This window comes from Metamycoplasma phocicerebrale (assembly GCF_003383595.3).
In the GTDB taxonomy this organism is placed as follows: Bacteria; Bacillota_I; Bacilli_A; order Mycoplasmatales; family Metamycoplasmataceae; genus Metamycoplasma; species Metamycoplasma phocicerebrale.
Window position 1 is genome coordinate 558,968 of sequence record NZ_CP033058.2, and the last position, 18,259, is coordinate 577,226.

Here is an 18,259-nt window from a genome sequence, read left to right on the forward strand (position 1 = left end):
GGTTATGAAAGGATTTTATTATGGTATCAAAAGAAAGAAAAATAGAATTAGTAAAACAATTTGGTAGAAACGATAAAGATACAGGATATTTACCAGTACAAATCGCTATATTAACTGAAGATATTGAATCATTAAAAAAACACTTCAATGTTAATAAAAAAGATTTACACTCAATGCGTGGTTTTATGGCAAAAGTTAACCATAGAAAAGCATTATTAAATCACTTAAAATTGGAAAACTATTCATTATACCAAGAAACCATTAAAGCTTTAAATATAAGAAAATAGCTTTAAATATTTGCGCCCTATAAAAAGGGCATTTTTTTTATTTTAATTAATAAAAATTATTGCTAAAAAAATAATTAGAATTTAGAATAAAAATAACTTTTATATCTTATGTTTAGTAATTTTTATATTAAAGTGAGTTTATCATTAAAGCAAAAAACTTAATAATGTATAATATAGATTATTATAAATTTAAAAAGGGGCTAAAAATGAAACAAATATTCGTTCCAGATTCAACATCTATAAAAAAAATAGATTTAAAAAAACTTCACTCATCTAAATATTTAAAATTAGTTAATAATTTGTTGGATATAAAAAGTCGCGGAGACAATGCTACTTTTTTTAAGACATCCAATTTAAGTCTAGATCTTAAAAAATTAATTGGAATTAAAAATTTACGTTATATTTTTAAAAACCAAAATTTTAAAATAAGTTTAAAAAATTCTTTCGATTCCAAAACACTGCAAGAATTAAAACACATACGCAATGTTGATAATTTTATTCAATGAGCAAAAGAATATGATTATTCTATATCTCCGAAAATGCATGATAATTTAAATTTAAATCCAGATAGATGATTACCTATTTATAAAAATAAAATTATTGATCAAAATAGTGATTTTATTAAAACCTGAAAAACTAATGCTAAAAGAGTAGAAGAAATATATGCAGAAACAAGTATATGACCTCTATTTATAGGTACTTTATTTATAAGATATAGAAAAGATGACGTTTATTTATATGCTCCTTTCATTTTAAAATCAGCAAAAATAACTTTTTCGGGAAATTCAGTTTATTTAGAAAACGCTGATCAAAATATTATTATTAATGAAAAAATTAAATACTTAATTGAACAACATAGCGATAATAAATTGCCAATTTTAGTCAATGGTGAAGAAATAACAATTTCAGAAGCATTAGAAAGCATTAAAAATATTAAAGAATTAAATTTTACAAACGAATATGACGAAAATATATTTTTTGAAAGTTTAATAGAATGCTCAAAAAATGATTTTCAAAATGACGGTAGTTTTGAATTATTGCCTGGTACTACTCTATTTGAAGTTAATCCCGGTGGAACAAAATTGCGTAAGGCTATGATTAATTTAATATTAGCCGATAAGATTGATAATTTAATTCGTATAGATGACTTGCGAGATTACAGTAAAGAGGCATATGAAAAAGCTTTAGAAAAGAGTAATATAGCAAGAGTTACTGCTTCTGATTTTAGCCAAGAAAAAGCAATAGTTGGAACTTTAAATAATTCTTCAATAATAATAGGTCCCCCGGGAACGGGCAAATCGCAAACAATTGCAAATATATTAATAAATATTGCCAAAAATAATAAAAAAGCTTTATTTATTTCGCAAAAAAAAGTGGCTTTAGATGTTGTTTTAAAGCGTTTAAATAAATATCAAAATATGATGTTCCAATTTTCAGAATCAGCTAAAATTAACCAAACAGAGAAGGAATATTTTTATAAGCCTATAATAGAATACTTTAAACAAATAAATGTTGCTTATAAATATAATGATCTAAACAATTATAATTCTAGTTTTTTCTCTAAAAATGAGTTTAATTATTTAAATGCCAAATCTGAATTAGGAGAAATATTTTCAAGAGATTTAAAAGCATATAATGGTATAAAAAATAGAGGAATGGTAGTTCAAAATATTAATAATTTTGCTCATTTTTATAAGTTATATAACAAGATGGAGTCTAAAAACGATTTTTTGAAAATTTTCAAGAATTATAAAAAAGTTTCTCGTAGAAAAATAGCTATGGAATTAGGTTATTTAAAACCAAATGCATCCATTTTTAAAAGCCCAAGTCTTAAATTTATAAGAATTTATAATAACGCTAAAAATGCTATTAAATTTTATAATGCAAAATTATCTCGTTACGATATAGAAGATTTAGTACAATTATCCAACTTTATTCGTTTAAATTCTTTTATTGAATTTGATGATAAAGAAAAAGATTATACAAAATATTGAGATTTTAAGAAATTAGATAATACAACACCTGAAATGTTAGAAATGATATATGAAAATTCTGCCTATTTAGCTAAAGAACGCTTAGATTCATATCGTCAAAATGGAGAAAAAGAACGTCAAAAGCTAAATAGATTTTTAGGAAGATTAGAAAGAAAAATAACTCCTCCCTATATTATTACTTCTTTATTTTCAGATATTATTAAGCGTGTTTACAATATATATGTAGGAACACCCGAAATATTAGGAAATTTTGTGGATTTTGAAAAAGATCATTTTGATTATGTTATCTTTGATGAAGCTAGTCAAATTTATATTGAGAAAGCTATACCATTTATTTCTATAGCTGATAAAGTCATAGTGGCTGGTGATAGTCAACAAATGCAACCTTCAAATTGATTTAGCACACGTGATGAGACTGAAGATGAATATAGTGACGAAGAAATTACCTCATTATTAGATTGAGCTATTAATAATCATTTACCTAAATATGTATTAGAAATGAATTATCGTTCCAATTCATCTGAGCTAGTTTTATTTTCAAGCAAAGAATTTTATGATTCTTCTTTAAAAGGGTTGGATAGTTATGGCAAGAAAGAAAAAACTAGTGTTGAAGTTGTTGATGTAGATGGTGAATGAATAGATAATAAAAATGAAATTGAATGCGCAAAAATGATTAGTATTTGTGAAAAAAATTTAAAAAAATATAATTCAATTATTCTTTTAGCATTTAATCGCAAGCAACAAGATTACATTCGTGAACAAATAGCTTTATTATCTCCTAAGATTTTTGAAGTTTTGGAAGATAAGGTTATATTAAGAAATATAGAAAATATTCAAGGTGATGAAGCGGAATTAGTTATAGCTTCAGTTGGTTATACATCTAAAACCTCATTGCATTCTACTTACATAGGCTCTAAAAAAGGTAGAAATGCCTTAAATGTTGCTATAACAAGAGCAAAAGATAAAATGATTGTAATTAAAAGTATAAAAACTAATGAAATAGATCCTAAAAATGAGAATTTAATGACTTTTAAACGTTGATTAAATTACATTCAATTAAAATCTGATAAACAAAAACTATATATTAGTGATTCAATAAATACAAACAATAATGATCGTTCTGATAAAACGCAATTTATTTTTGAAATTCAAGCTTGATTAAACGAACAAAGTTTTGCTAATGATATTAAAATAGAGTTAAACTATTGTGTTGGTTCATATAACATAGATATGGCTATTTTGGACAATAGAAATAATTTTATTGTTGGTTTAAATATAGATGATTCTTCTAATGATGTAGATTTAGATACTTTTATTCAAAAAAGAATTAAAACAGATTTTATGTCTGTAAAAGGATATCCGATTTATAGAATATCTAGTTTTAGATTTAATGATAATAAACCTTCTATGTTTAAATTTATAAACACTTTAATTAATAAATAGTTTTTAATAGTCTAATCTTACTAAGATTAGATTATTTTTTAATATAATATATAAATTATGATTAACATTATTTTATATCAACCAGAAATAAGTCCCAATACAGCAAATATAATTAGAACTTCTTTTGCTGCTAAGGCTAAATTGCATATTATTAAACCAATAGCTTTCGATTTGCATCCTCACTGATTAAAAAGAAAGGCGGCAGGTCATTTTCTAAGTGAAATTCAGCATGAAGTTCATAATAGTTATGATGATTTTATAAAAAAATATCCAGATAAAAATATTTTTTATGTAACTCGTTATGGATTGCATAATTACTCAGAAATTAATTACAATGAAATACTAAAAAATAATAATGAAATTTGGATTATGTTTGGAACTGAAAGCACTGGTATACCTAAAAGAATAATGCAAAACAAAATTGAAAATTGCTTAAGAATACCAATGAATGAAAAGTGTAGAAGTTTAAATTTGGCTAATTCAGTTGCAATTGTACTATATGAAGTTTTAAGACAAAATGATTTTAAAGACTTATCATTATATGAAGTACAAAAAGGAAAAGATTTTATTTTAAAAAAAGATTAATAAAAAAGGACACTTATGATTCATTGATTTCCTGGTCACATGGCCAAACAATTTAGATTATTGCAAGAAAAGCAAAAGCTTTTCGATCTTTTTATTGTTGTCCTTGATGCAAGAATACCACTAAGTTCCTTTAATGAAGAAATATATAAAATTATTAATAATAAACCTATTTTATTTGTTTTTAATAAAGCAGATAAAACAAATATCCAATTATTAAAAAAATTCATATCTAGATATGAAAAACGTGGACAAGTAATAATAACAAATTTAAAAAAGCGTGACAGTTATAATAAAATCAACAATGCTTTGAATAAGGAATATTTAAAATTTAAGGCAAAAAATGATGCCAAAAATAAATTAACTCCTCCTTTAAAATGTGTGGTTTTGGGTGTTCCCAATGTTGGAAAAAGCACATTAATAAATACAATGTCTAAAACAAAATCGGCAAAAGTGGGTTCTACGGCTGGTGTTACTAGATCTGAGCAATGAATTAACTGTAAAAACTATATGTTGCTAGACACTCCGGGACTATTGATGCCTAAAATTGAAAATGAAGAAATAGGAGCAAAATTAGCATTAGTCGGATCTATTAGACAAGAAGCTATACCTTTAAATGAATTAATAATTACTTTATATCGTTTAATGACAAAATATTATCCTCAAAAATTAATAGATATCAATTTAGAACCAGCAATAGAGGAAGACAATATTTATCAAAATTTAACTAAACTTGCACAAAATAATAATTTTTTAATAAAAAATGGGGTGTATGATATTAACAAAGCAATTAATTTATTAATAAATTATTTTAAAAACATAGATAATGTAATTTTTGATTTAATAGAAGAAGGTAAATAAAATGGAAAAAAATACTAATCAAAAAATAAAAATTAATTATTTAGCTTTAGGCGATTCCTTTGTGGCTGGTTATAATTCTAAAATAGGTTTTAATACTAATGGATATATGAATGATAATGGCCAAATTATTGGATTAGGTTATCCTTCGTCTTTAGCTTGTTTAATTAAGCAAAACCCAAACTATGAATTAAATAGTTTTTATAATTTAGGTGTTGTTTGTGGCTCTATTGATTTTTTAACTTCTCTTTTTTCTAATAATAAAAAAGATTTAAAACAAAATAACAATAAAATAGATTTACTGCAATCACTAGATTGATATTCGCCAAATCCATTTAAAAACCATTTTTCAAAATATTTTAATGAATGAAATATTAATAACAATAATTTTGAAATTTATAGTAAAAAAATAAAAGAAGCTAATTTAATTACTTTGACAGCAGGTTTATATGATTTTTTAGCTTTATTGCCATATCATGAATTTACTTTGCTTCATAAATTAACAGGAGATACAAGAGATGCAAAATTAGAAGAAATTCAAAAAGAAATATCAATTTTAGCAATTAAAGTAGAATCAAAATTATTTAATTTAATTAGCACTATCAAAAATATTAATTCAAAAGCTAAAATTGTTTTAACTAATTATGCAGGTTTATTAATTCATTTAAAAGAAGCAATAAATACATTTGTAAATGTTACAAGATTAAATAAATTTAACTTATATAAATATATTGAAAATAAGTTAAATAATGCAATAATGAATACAGCTAAAAAATATTCTGTGGAATATATTAATGTAAACGATGAGGATTTTTGAGATAATAATAAATTTTATTTAAGCGAAAATATTTTGTCTATATATCCAACTGAAAAAGGATATAAAAAAATAGGATATGATATTTATTCAAAACTTTTATTAAATAAAAAAACATTTGAAGATGATTTAAATGTTAATTCTTTTGAAAAAAAATATATTTTAAATAAAGATTATTGATTGAGTAATTTTGATAAATATTCTTCTTTAAAAAATGATCAAGAAAATTTAGAATTATTTAAAAATACTTATGGCAAAAATAAAAATGAACATATTTATATATATAACAAAAGAGAGCAAAATAATTCTAATTATTTAGATTCAAAAATAAATTTTTCAAATTTTAGTTCTTTATTTATTAGATATAGTAAAGCACCAATTAGTGCAACTCTTAAAAGAATTATTTTAGAAAAATTTGCTTTTGCTGAAAAAAAATATGAAATAGTAAATAAAATTATTGATTTTTTAAATAATGAAAAACGTTCAAAAGAGTTTGCTCTAACTTTATTAAAAGATGGAAAAATTGATAATATTCTTTTTATATTAGAAAAAGAATTATCAAAAAAATCTATTTTAGAGTCTAGAGGCATTACTTTTAGTGATATGAAAAAAGAGTTTAACAATATAATTGTAAATCAACAAAATATGGTTTATGATGTTCTTAAATACTTTTTTAGTTCAGGATTAATTAATGAATCAAGAGAAGAGATAAAAGAAATTTTTGAAGTAGGTATTAAAGAAAGCTTAAATACAGATTTATTAAGTTATTTATTTAATTTTAAAAACAACAAAAAATTTCAAAAAGTAAGAGAATATTTATCTAGCTTAAGTTCATTTAAAGAATTTGTAGATTTTTTAGTGGAATCTTTAATTAATTATTCGGATATATATGTTAAATTAAATACTTTTGATGAATTTTGATCGTCATTTATAATTAAAAATAAGTATAATTTATTATTTTTATTTGATAAAATGTTTTTAGAAATATCTGATGAAAATAAATTCGATAATACAGTAGATTTTGTTGTTCAAACAATCCAAAGTTCTATTAGACTTCAACGTTTTGATGCAAAAGATTATAAAAATTTAAAAAACTCTATTATAAGTATTTTTAACATTATTAAAAATAATCCTAAATATTTAAACAATATCTTTTTAAGAATTTTAGATAAAATTAAATCAATATCATTATATGGTTTAGTATTTAAAAATAAAAAAAATTTGCAAAAGCAAAGAAAAATGAAATGAATCAAAATAATTTCTTTAAATAATTTCTTTATAGTGGGTTTAAAAGTGGCAAAACATTTGTTAACTATTCAATCTATTATTTCTAAAAATAAATTGGAATAAATAAACAACCCCGCAAAATACAGGGTTGTTTATTTTTGTATAATTAATTATTATCCTTACTAATATCATATATTTCATTAGCTAATTTACTTGTTTTTACCGAATTAGGATCTTCTATATACTTGTTTTTTAAATTAATAAGATTTTCTAGTTTTATATTATTTTCTTCTTTATTGGTTTTAAAATCAAAAAACAACATTATAGATTGAATAAATGCTATTAAAGCAGCTAAAATTGCTATAAATAAAAATATTGTTTTTAATGTTAGATCATTATTCCACCTAATTGCAAACAGGTTTAAAATAATTTGCAAAGATGAAATAATCATAATAATTAAACTAATAAAAATATAAAAGAATCTTGAAATAATATATTTTTTTCTGTATTTTTTAGAAGTTTCTTCATGTTTTTTTAAAATTTCTATTTGTTTTTCTTTATTTTGTTGTTCCATAGACAACTCCCTTATAATCTAGATCACATATTTCACATACTTTTTTGTATAAATTTAAATCTCTTATACTTTCTCTATAGATACCTATTTTTTTCTTTAAACAAAAACTTTTCTATTCTTATTTTTTCCAGTCTTGCTTTATATTGAATAATTCTTTTCTTTAAGGTAAAAAATGACATTATACTTGTTAAAAAAGATGTTATAGCAGTAATACCAGAAGTTATTAATAAATAATTTTGAAAATCTTTAGCTCATTTAAAATCGTAAAATAATTGTATAGAACTAAAAATAGATAAAATCATAGCTACTGTAAGAATAGCAACATTAAAAATACCAAATCAAAAATTTCAAAAAGCATATTTAATTTTTAAAGTCTTTTCTAAATTATCAACATATTCAACTAAAAAATTATTAGTTTTTTTCTTATTTTTAGTCATTATTTTCCCCTTGCAAAGTTTTTAAAAAAGCTTTTTTTAATTTTTCACTAGCTGAAATATCTATAATTTTTATTATTTGTTTTAAATTTTCTTCATAGTCTCTTTCAGTAAAGTTTTTATCATAAATATATAAATTTTTAATATATTCTAACGATTTATAAATTCTTTTATAAGTATAAGTTTTGGACAAAATTTTATATATGGATTGAGCTACAACAAACATAAATAATAATAAAGTAAAAAAAGCAACAATTATAGATGTTGTTATTGATGATTTAAATGCATTATATAAATTTATATTTCCTTTTGATTCAGCAAGTTTTATTTGCCCAAGAACTAAGGCGTATATTGCTAAACCCACTATTGCTAAGTTTAATAAAAATATTAAAGTTCCTAATAAGATTTGAAAAATAGTTATAAATTTAATTTTCTTTTTTATTCTAATCGCTTCTTCATCAAAATATAAAATTAAATTTTTATTTAACTCTTTATTATCTATTATTTTTGTATTTTCATTCATTGCTTAATTATACAAATTTTATTTTAATATTAACAATAATTATTTTTTTATACATTTATGTATAAATTTAAAAAAATCAAAATAAAAAACACCAAGATAATTTAAACGAAATCTTGATGCTCTTTTATTTTTTTTTATTCTAAAATACCTTTTTTTAATTGTGGATTAGCAGCCATTTCTTTCATTTGTTTCGACATTCTTTCAAAATCACTAATCAACATGTTATATTCTCTAGCGCTTCTTCCTGATCCCTTCATTATTCTTTCTTTTCTAGAGGAATTTTTTAATAATTTAGGGTTCTTTTTTTCTAGTTCAGTCATAGAATTTATTAAAAAAGTATAAATTTTAAATTTGTTTTCTGCTTCATCTATTTTTTCGTCGTTAATTTTATCTGCCATTCCCGGAATCATTTTTAATATGGCCTTCATTTTACCTAGTTTTTTAATTTGGGCTAATGAATTCATTAAATCCGTTAAATCAAATTTACCACTAATCATTTTATAGCCAATTTTTTTCATCATTTTTTCATCAACTTCTTCAGAAGCTTTTTCAATTAAACTTAAAACATCGCCCATTCCCAAAATACGATCAGCCATACGATCAGGGTAAAATATTTCTAAACCAGAAATTTTTTCACTAACACCGATAAAAGCAATTGGAACATTTAATAAATGAGTAATACTTAAAGCGGCTCCACCTCTTGCATTAGAATCAAGTTTTGTAATTATAGTACCATCTAAATGTAATTCTTCATGAAAGGTTTTTGCAGTATTAATTACATCTTGCCCACTCATTGCATCCACAACTAAAAAAATATAATCAGGTTTTGTATATTTTTTAATATTTTTTAATTCATTCATTAATTGTTCGTCTATTGCTAAACGACCAGCAGTATCAATTATTACTAAATCATTTTTATTGTTTTCTGCATGTTCTATAGCTTTCGAAGCAATTAAAACAGCATCATTTTCTTTTTGTGTATAAAAATTAGTTTGCGTTTGTTTTGCCAATTGTTCTAATTGTTCTCTCGCTGCGGGTCTATAAATGTCATCGCCTACTAACAATGGATTTTTAAAGATATCCTTCTTTTTAAAAAATACTGAAAGTTTTGCAGCTGTAGTTGTCTTTCCTGAACCTTGCAACCCTACCATCATAATTTTTGTTAAAGATGATTTAGGTTTAATTTCTATTTTTTGATTTCCTAAAATACTTGTTAATTCATCTTTAAATATCTTTAATACTGTTTTTTGTTGATTTAATTTACCAATAATTTGACTATTAATAGCTTTTTCTTTAACTTGCTTAATAAAATTTTTTACAACAACTAGATTAACGTCTGCCTCCAATAACGCTAATTTTACATCTCTTAATACTTCTAAAATATCTTCTTCATTAATAGATAATTTTTTATTAATCTTATCCATTGATTTTTGCATTCTTCTTTGTATAAAATCTAACATGAAAATATTATAACAAAGTTGTATTTAATTATTAATAATTAAACTAATCAATTTTTGATATATTGATTTTTTAAAATAAAATATAAAAAATAAAATTTATTTTAGCAAAATGGCTAATATTTAAATAATTTAATATAAAAATATATTAAAAACAATTATAAATTTCTTTTTTTGATAAAATTTTTTATATTCTTTTAAAAGTTATTTTAAAAAGCGAATTCAAATTGGAGGATTATGGCTAATAATGAAAATAAAAATATTCAAGATGTAATAGCTCACTTAAAAAATCAAGGTTTTGTTTATCAAAATTCTGAAATTTATGGAGGTGTAGTTAATACTTGAGATTACGGACCTTTGGCAACAGCTATGATGTCTCAAATTAAACAACAATGAGTTAATGACTTTATTAGAAAAGAAAAAAATTATCAAATAGATTCAAAAATAATAATGCATAAAAATATTTGAAAAGCTAGTGGGCATATTGATAATTTTTCTGATTTTTTAATAGAAAATAAGATCAATAACAAAAGATATAGAGCAGACCATATAGTAAAAGATCTTTTTCCAGAAATAAATGTTGAAAAATATAGTTTTGAAGACTTAGAAAAAATTATTAAAGAGAAAGTTAAAAAATATGACGGTTCAAATACAGATTGAGGAATTATTAGACCATTTAATTTAATGTTTAAAACTCAAATGGGAGCCATTGATAACAGCTCTTCTGAAACTTTTTTAAGACCGGAAACGGCTCAAGGTATATTTGTAAATTTTAAGAATTTAACACGTACAACAAGAGCTAAGTTGCCATTTGGTATAGGTCAAATAGGTAAAAGTTTTAGAAATGAAATAACTCCTAGAGATTTTATTTTTAGAACAAGAGAATTTGAACAAATGGAATTAGAATACTTTTGTGAAGAAAAAGATAGTGATCATTTTTATAAATATTGGATAGAAAAATGTAAAAAATTGGTTTTAAGTCTAGGCCTAAAAGAAGAAAACATTAGAATTAGACCACATGAAAAAGAAGAATTAAGTCATTATTCTAAGGGAACAAGTGATATCGAATATTTATTTCCTTTTGGATGAGGAGAACTATTAGGTATAGCTAATAGAGGAAATTATGATTTAAGTCAACATATGAAATATTCAGGCGAATCACTAGAATACTTAAAAGAAGATGGAACAAAAATTATCCCTTATATAATAGAACCTTCCATTGGATTAGATAGATTGCTATTTGCATTATTAATTGATTCTTTTGAAATTGAAAAATTAGATAATAATGAAGAAAGAGTTGTTTTGAAATTGGATTATAAAATTTCTCCTTATCAATTAGCTATTTTACCTCTAATGAAGAAACTTACAGAACCAGCTAAAAAAATATTTGAAAATTTATTAGAAAAAACAAATTTACGTTTAGTTTATGATGAAACTGGTTCGATAGGAAAAAGATATAGAAGACAAGATGCTATAGGAACTCCATATTGTTTAACTGTTGATTTTGATACTATTGAAAAAAATACTGTAACAATAAGAAATAGAGATAATATGAAGCAAGATACAATCTCTATTTATGAAATAGAACAATATTTAATAAAAAATAGTAAATAAAAGAAATTAGGTGTAATGATTAAAGAAAATGTTTGAGAATATGTTATATCTAATGCTGATATAGTAAATATAATAGGGGAATATGTAGCTTTAGAAAAACAAGGTAAAAACTATAAGGCATGCTGCCCATTTCATGGAGAAAAAACTCCATCTTTTGTTGTTAATAAGGAAAAAGGGATATTTAGATGTTTTGGATGTGGCAAAGGCGGGAATGTAATTAAATTTATTGAATATAGAGAAAATTTAAGTTCTATTGAAGCTCTAAAATTTTTGGCTAAAAAACTTAATCTAGATATCAGCTCTTTTGGAAAATATTTGAATAAATCTAACGTTTCAAGTGAACATACAAAACTTTTTGAATTAAATAGTGCTGCTTTAGATTTTTTTAAATATCAAATAACATTTGAAAAAACTAAAGAATTAGAAGCTTTTTTAATTAAACGTGATTTAACTAAAGATATAATAAAAGAATTTGAAATAGGTTACGCAGCAAGTGAAAAAATAATTTATAATAAATTAAAAGAATTAAATTTTGATACTTTTAGTATATTTAATTCTTCTTTAATTTCTTCTTATGAAAATAAAAATTTTTTTAACGATAGATTAATTTTTCCAATACATGATAAATTTGGAAACGTTGTTGCTTTTTCAGGTAGAGATATAACAAACAATTCAGATCCCAAATATTTAAATAGTGCAGAAACTTTAGTATTTAAAAAAAATGAAGTAATGTTTAATTATTTTCATGCTAAAGAAGAAATATCGAAAACTAATGAAGTATATTTGGTTGAAGGTCAATTTGATTGCATAGCATTGTATAAATGTCAAATTAAAAATGCAGTTGCAATAATGGGAACTTCATTATCTCCAATTCATTTAAAAGAACTATCTAATAAAACAATTAATTTGTTTTTTGATAATGATAAGGCAGGCATAAATGCTACTTTAAAAAATTTAAAAATGATATTATATTATGCCAATAAATATAACTTAAATGTTAATATTATAAAAAACAATTTAAATAAAGATCCAGATGAATTATATAAATTGGATAATGGTAAAACTTTGTTAAATACAATTAATAACAAAATGGATATTGTGGAATATTTATATAATAAATTTAAAAATGTTCACAATTCAAAAGCATCGGAAGCTATAAAATTTGAAAACTATAAAATTTTATTTGAATATATATATTATGTTAATAAACAATTAACTTTAACTTTACAAAAAAAATTAAATGATAATAATATTCTAAATGAAAATATATTTAATTCGTATTTAGCTGATTTTTCAAAACCTAATTTTCCTTCTGATAAATCATTTGCTTCGAAAGTAAAAGAACAAAGAAAAAATGAAATAAATGAGAATTCTCATCTTGAGGAACAAAATAATTTTTTTATAGATAATAATCAAATAATAATCGATAATATATCAAGCAAAAATTTGACTAGTTATCAACAGGAAAATACAAAAAACAGTTATTCTAATAAAAATAAAATCAACATTCTTAAGAAACAATTAAGTCCTCATTGAATTTTATTAAATGATATACTTTTAGCCACTTTATCACAACCTGAATTTGCCAAACAGTTTCAAAACGAGCAATTTCATTCGTTAACATTTGATGATAATATTCAACCAACTCGAGAATTAATATCTTATGTGGTCAAAAAGAATAAAGAAGGCAAAAAAGTTGGTATTAATAATATATTAGATAGTTTGAAAGAGGACATCAATAAAGAAAAAGAGCCTTTATTAAAAAAGAAGTTTGAACAATATTTTGAAGAAGCTCAATTAATTAAGGAAATGACTATTAGAAATGATAGTATATTGGAATTAAAAAAATATAATCAGAAAATAAAAGAGTTAGTAGATCAAAAAAACAATCACAGCCCTAAAGAATTGATCACAAAAAAAGGAAAGGAATAAGTATGGAAGAAAAAGATTTAATGAATTCGATTGAATTAACTGTCCAAATAATAGAAAAAGAAATAAAAAAACTTCAAAAAAAAGATCCTTCAAAAAAAGTTTTATCTCAAGAAGAAGTTTTTGATATTATCGATAAGAAAAAACTTTATATTGATGAAGAAGAAGCTGATTTATTTTTGGCTAAACTATTTGAAAAAAATCTTATTAAAAATGAAGTTGATGAAGGTGATAACGATGAAGTTATTGATTTACTAGAAGAAGCAGAACTAGATGAAAAAGATTTAAAAGATATTGATAATGAAGAAATAGATAATGAAGAAATAGATGTTGATTCTGAATATGATGATAGTACTATGATAAATAATGATCATACTCCTGAAACTTCAAAAGAAGAAGAAATTTATGACGAGGACCAAGATTATATTTCTAATAATTTAAAATTATCTTCTCCGAATGATGAATATGACGAATACGATGATTATGATCTAGATGACTATGATGACTATGATGATATGCCTTGAAAACCCAACAAAAAAACTTCTGATGATTTTGAGGCTTCAAAACTTCTTAAAAATTATGACAATCAAGAAATTAAAATTAATAGCATAAATAAAAGCCCCGAAAATAATAATTTATCAAACCGTTTAACCGAAACAAATGATATTGTAAAATGATATATGAGATGAATTGGCAAATATGGTAAATTGCTAACGGCTAAAGAAGAAAGAGATTTAGCTGAAAAAATGGAAAACGCAAAAGAAGCAGGCAATGAATATAAATTTAAAAAAGCTAGGGATTTATTAGTAAACCGAAATTTAAGATTAGTTATTAACAATGCTAAAAAATATAAGAATAGAGGGCTCAGTTTTATAGATTTAATTTCAGAAGGAAATTTGGGTATTATGAAAGCAGTATCTAAATATGATTATAAGACTGGTTACAAATTTTCGACTTATGCTACATGATGAATTAGACAAACTATAACTCGTGCAGTAGCAGATCAAGCTAGAACAGTAAGAGTTCCTGTGCATATGGTTGAAACAATTAATAAAATTTTAAAAATTGAAAGAGAATTGCAACAAGAACAAGGTTATCCTCCTACTGATGAACAAATTGCTAAAGCTTATGGACCTGATTTTACACCCGAAAAAGTTAGATATATAAGAAAAATTAATATTGATCCAATTTCGTTGGATAAAAATATTGGCAAAGAAGAAAATTCAAGTTTTTCTGATTTTGTCAGAGATGAAAGTATAATTAGCCCAACCAATTTTGCAAGTCAAGAAGAATTGAGCGTTATATTAAATGACATGATTAATTCATTACCAGATGAATCAGATCGTATTTTAATTAGAAAAAGATATGGTGTAGCAGACCCTGAAGGCGAACAATATAGACCTCACTCATTGGATGAATTATCTAAAGAATTAGGTATTACTAAAGAAAAAGTTCGTCAAATAGAAGCTAAAGTTTTGCGTAAATTAAAACACCCACAAAAACGTAAAAAATTAAAAGAATTCTTTATGAATGAAAGTTATGATTTAGATTAATCGAGGAAAAAATGATAAAAATAGGAAGTCATATTTCGTTTTCAAAACCAAATTATCTAGCCGGGGCCGCTCAAGAATCAATAGAAAATGGAGCAAATTGTATGATGATTTATTTAGGAGCTCCACAAACAACATTTAGAGTTTCAGAAGCAAATTATCGATTAGAAGAATACAAGCGACTTTATTCCAACAAAATTCTACCAGAAGATATTGTAATTCATGCCCCTTATATAGTAAATCCTTCCAATCCATCTAAAGCTAATTTTGCTATAGAATTTCTTGTAAAAGAAATTGAACGAATGAATTACATAGGTGCTCAATATTTAGTATTGCATCCTGGCACACACACAACATATACTATTGAAGAAGCGAAAAAAAGTTTAATTAAATCATTGAAAAGTATTATTAATAAAACTAAAAATGTAATTATAACACTTGAAACAATGGCTGGTAATGGCTCTAATTATTGCAATACATTTGAAATTTTGAGAGATATTATAAAAGAAGTAAATAGCGATAGAGTCGCTATATGTCTTGATACTTGTCATGTTTGAGATGCAAATTATAATATTAAAAAATATGATGAATTTAAAAAATATTTAAAAGAAAACCATTTTTTAGAACTTATTAAGGTTATTCACTTAAACGATTCTAAAAATGATATAAATTCTAGAAAAGATAGGCACGCTAATATTAATAAAGGATATATTGGTTTAGATACATTAAGAAATTTTGTTTTTGATAAAGACTTTGATAATATTCCTATTATTCTAGAAACACCTTATATTGGTAACAAACCTCCTTACAAAGAAGAAATTGCTTTATTATTAAATAAGCAAGAACCGACGTTGTTTTAAAAAAATCAAGTTCACAAAAACTTGATTTTATTTTTGATTGTTCACAATTTCTTTAAAATATGGAAGATACTTTTCATAAATAGAATTTTCCAAATTTTTTATGCTTATAAATTTTAATGTTGCTCCATTAATGCAATATCTTAAAGATCCTTTATTTTTAGGCCCGTCATTAAATACATGTCCTAAATGAGAATTTTGAATATTAGAAAGAGCTTCTATTCTATTCATATAATGAGAATTATCTAATTCATATTTTATTGAATCGGTCATAATAGGTTTAGTAAATGAAGGCCAACCACATCCGGCATCGTATTTATCTTCACTTAAAAATAGTGGCTCTTTGCTAATAATATCGACATAAATGCCTGATTGTGTATTTTCATTTAAGATTGAACTAAATGGTTTTTCAGTATTCTTATTTAACATTATATTAAGAATAAGTTCATCTAGATTTAACTTTTGTATTTCATCATTGTTTATTTTATTAAATTTAGCTAATGGTTGATTTAAAATATCTAAATTAATATGACAATATCCATTTGGATTTTTATCTAAATAGTTTTGATGATAATCTTCTGCCTTAATAAAATTAGCTAATTTTTGAATTTCTATTACTGTTTTTTTATTATTGTGATTCTTTTCGTATATTTTGATTGTTAAATTAGCACATTTTCTATCATAATCGTTTAGATAATATATTCCAGTTCGGTATTGTCGACCTATATCATTTCCTTGTCTATTTAAAGAATATGGATCTATTAATAACATAAAACGATCTAATATTTCTGCTATGTTAATAATGTTGTCATTATATTCAATTTCAACTGCTTCTGCATGGTCGGTATTCTTAATATTTTGATAATTTGTATCATTTGTATTCCCGTTCACGTATCCGACAGTTGTTTTAATTATTCCTTTAATTTTTGAAAAATAAGCTTGGAGCCCTCAAAAGCAGCCTCCTGCTAAATATATTTTATTTATCATAAATACTCCTTTTATATTGAGATAAATTTTGCTAATATATTTTAATATATTAGATAAAAAAAATAAAAGAAAAACCTTTTATTTTTTACAACTTTATATTAACGTCTTTTTCATTATAAGCTTTATCATAAGTTGTTTTATAATCTTTTTTTAATTCTTTATTAGTTGAATAATTTAAAATAAATTCAGAAAAAGTTTTTTTATCTGTAATTGTTCTTGCTGCTATCATAGCAAAAAAATCGATTGATTTCTTTCTTAGTGAATTTGATAGTATTAAAGAAGTAATTATAGAAATAAATCCGAAAGTCAAAGGGACAAACACTAATAAACTAAAATCAAATATAGATATGTGGCTTATAGCTTTTCAAATTTCAATTATATTAACAACTGAAACTATTGAAGTAACAAAAGCGATTGAACTAAATACTGAAGTTAGAATAAACAATTTAAATACTTTAGGTCATAATTCTTTTATTCTACTTTGAGCAATTTCCATATATGGATAATAATTATTATTCATTGTTGGCACTGTTGATGCACCTTGACTCACATAACTTGCTAGTATAATAGAACTTAAAAATAAACCAGTATTATATCCAGATCTTCTTCTTAAACCTCAAGAAGATGATTTCTTATTCGATTTCCCACTAGCACCTAAAATAATTAATATCATAATTAAAGAAAACAATGTTATAAAAATTATTGTTGCAAAAATAGTAAAAAAATTTCGATTCGGAGATTTTAATTTATATTCTTTATTAGAGGTTAAATTTTTTTCTAGTTTTTCAAATTTATTTTCATCGTAATATACTTTTCCGTAAGACATATATTTACCTAAAAATATTGTCGATAAAACAAAATATATAAAGAATAGTGAAGTAAAAATTGGTAATACGTATTTTTGATATGATTCCCATTTTAAAGAATCGTCAGTAAATCAATTTTTTCTAATAAAACAGCTAATTAAAAAACCTGCTGAAAATAAAAATCCTAAAAGAGATATAAAAAACATTGAATTAGCTAAATATGATTTTTTTCAATTGTTTCATTTTTTTAATTCTATATTTTTCATAATTTAACATTATATCATAAATTATTTTTATTTTACTTTTATGCACCAACCATTGTT

At 23.3% G+C, this 18,259-nt stretch carries 15 protein-coding genes; 9 read left to right on the top strand and 6 right to left on the bottom strand.

All coding sequences use genetic code 4. The features are described 5' to 3' along the window. Nucleotides 1-20: 20 nt before the first annotated feature. From rpsO to DMC14_RS06335, 5 genes are all read left to right on the top strand, one after another. Entirely contained in the window at nt 21-287 is a 267-nt protein-coding gene (rpsO, locus tag DMC14_RS02390; RefSeq protein ID WP_116171627.1) for a 30S ribosomal protein S15, read from the top strand. Nucleotides 288-493: 206 nt separating this feature from the next. Then, the gene (locus tag DMC14_RS06325) at nt 494-3,724 is read left to right on the top strand and encodes a DEAD/DEAH box helicase (RefSeq protein ID WP_116171628.1); all 3,231 of its coding nucleotides are present in this window, start codon (nt 494-496) and stop codon (nt 3,722-3,724) included. 57 nt (nt 3,725-3,781) lie between these two features. Beyond that, entirely contained in the window at nt 3,782-4,309 is a 528-nt protein-coding gene (locus DMC14_RS02400) for a tRNA (cytidine(34)-2'-O)-methyltransferase (RefSeq protein WP_116171629.1), read from the top strand. 15 nt (nt 4,310-4,324) lie between these two features. After that, complete coding sequence (ylqF, locus tag DMC14_RS06330) at nt 4,325-5,167, top strand: ribosome biogenesis GTPase YlqF (RefSeq protein ID WP_116171630.1); 843 nt, start codon at nt 4,325-4,327, stop codon at nt 5,165-5,167. A gap of 1 nt (nt 5,168) precedes the next feature. Beyond that, nucleotides 5,169-7,328, top strand: a complete 2,160-nt coding sequence (locus DMC14_RS06335) for an SGNH/GDSL hydrolase family protein (RefSeq protein WP_116171631.1) — start codon at nt 5,169-5,171, stop codon at nt 7,326-7,328. A gap of 43 nt (nt 7,329-7,371) precedes the next feature. Here the strand turns inward: DMC14_RS06335 and DMC14_RS02415 are convergent, their stop codons facing one another. From DMC14_RS02415 to ffh, 4 genes are all read right to left on the bottom strand, one after another. After that, on the bottom strand, nt 7,372-7,779 hold the full coding sequence (locus DMC14_RS02415; RefSeq protein ID WP_116171632.1) for a DUF4231 domain-containing protein: 408 nt from the start codon (nt 7,777-7,779) through the stop codon (nt 7,372-7,374). Nucleotides 7,780-7,853: 74 nt separating this feature from the next. Then, nucleotides 7,854-8,216: a DUF4231 domain-containing protein gene (locus tag DMC14_RS06340; protein WP_116171633.1), complete on the bottom strand. Its 363-nt coding sequence runs from the start codon at nt 8,214-8,216 to the stop codon at nt 7,854-7,856. Then, complete coding sequence (locus tag DMC14_RS02425) at nt 8,209-8,736, bottom strand: hypothetical protein (protein WP_116171634.1); 528 nt, start codon at nt 8,734-8,736, stop codon at nt 8,209-8,211. The genes DMC14_RS06340 and DMC14_RS02425 overlap by 8 nt, the downstream gene beginning before the upstream one ends. Before the next feature lie 134 nt (nt 8,737-8,870). After that, nucleotides 8,871-10,196: a signal recognition particle protein gene (ffh, locus tag DMC14_RS02430; RefSeq protein WP_116171635.1), complete on the bottom strand. Its 1,326-nt coding sequence runs from the start codon at nt 10,194-10,196 to the stop codon at nt 8,871-8,873. Between the two features lie 234 nt (nt 10,197-10,430). Here ffh and DMC14_RS06345 point away from each other — a divergent pair, with 234 nt between their 5' ends. From DMC14_RS06345 to DMC14_RS02450, 4 genes are read left to right on the top strand one after another with little or no spacing between them, the layout of a single operon-like run. Continuing rightward, nucleotides 10,431-11,807, top strand: coding sequence for a glycine--tRNA ligase (locus DMC14_RS06345; protein WP_116171636.1), 1,377 nt, complete (start codon nt 10,431-10,433; stop codon nt 11,805-11,807). Nucleotides 11,808-11,822: 15 nt separating this feature from the next. Then, complete coding sequence (gene dnaG, locus DMC14_RS06350) at nt 11,823-13,739, top strand: DNA primase (protein WP_116171637.1); 1,917 nt, start codon at nt 11,823-11,825, stop codon at nt 13,737-13,739. Nucleotides 13,740-13,741: 2 nt separating this feature from the next. Beyond that, the gene (locus tag DMC14_RS06355; protein ID WP_116171638.1) at nt 13,742-15,289 is read left to right on the top strand and encodes an RNA polymerase sigma factor; all 1,548 of its coding nucleotides are present in this window, start codon (nt 13,742-13,744) and stop codon (nt 15,287-15,289) included. A gap of 11 nt (nt 15,290-15,300) precedes the next feature. Next, nucleotides 15,301-16,146, top strand: coding sequence for a deoxyribonuclease IV (locus DMC14_RS02450; RefSeq protein WP_116171639.1), 846 nt, complete (start codon nt 15,301-15,303; stop codon nt 16,144-16,146). Nucleotides 16,147-16,173: 27 nt separating this feature from the next. On the opposite strand, the gene msrB is transcribed toward DMC14_RS02450, so the two are convergent. Both msrB and DMC14_RS06360 read right to left on the bottom strand, forming a co-directional pair. After that, nucleotides 16,174-17,130, bottom strand: a complete 957-nt coding sequence (msrB, locus tag DMC14_RS02455; protein ID WP_116171640.1) for a peptide-methionine (R)-S-oxide reductase MsrB — start codon at nt 17,128-17,130, stop codon at nt 16,174-16,176. A gap of 85 nt (nt 17,131-17,215) precedes the next feature. Beyond that, a complete protein-coding gene (locus tag DMC14_RS06360; RefSeq protein WP_116171641.1) occupies nt 17,216-18,202 on the bottom strand; it encodes a hypothetical protein in 987 nt (328 codons plus the stop codon). Nucleotides 18,203-18,259 lie beyond the last annotated feature (57 nt).